Raw genomic sequence first — 301 nt, 5'->3', positions numbered from 1 at the left:
GGTGCATCACCTGCCGGCATGCCTGCCTGGGCGCAGAGCCTGCGCTCCGAGCAAACCGCCCGTCATCGCCGGCACATGGCGATGCAGGCGCTGCGCGACGGAGACCGGCCCGGCAGCGGCGCAAATCCCAACCTCAGCGAGAAGGAGTAAACCCCATGATCTTCAAGCGATCGATCCAGCGCTATGGGGTAACGCCCCAGCCCGAGACACCCTATCAGCGTGCCGGTCAGCTCTGGGATGAGCGTATCGGCTCGGCCCGTGTCCAGGCCCGGAACTGGCGGCTTGTCGCCTTTTCCTGCCT

1 protein-coding gene is annotated in these 301 nt (G+C 66.4%); it reads left to right on the top strand.

Annotated elements, in window-relative coordinates; all coding sequences use genetic code 11:
• Nucleotides 1–155: 155 nt before the first annotated feature.
• A partial coding sequence (locus CV013_RS15435) for a VirB8/TrbF family protein (RefSeq protein ID WP_268968804.1) occupies nucleotides 156–301 on the top strand: 146 nt, incomplete at its 3' end.

The sequence above is a fragment of the Tsuneonella flava genome (genome assembly GCF_002870965.1).
Classification (GTDB): domain Bacteria; phylum Pseudomonadota; class Alphaproteobacteria; order Sphingomonadales; family Sphingomonadaceae; genus Tsuneonella; species Tsuneonella flava.
This window is presented reverse-complemented; position numbering and strand designations above follow the sequence as displayed.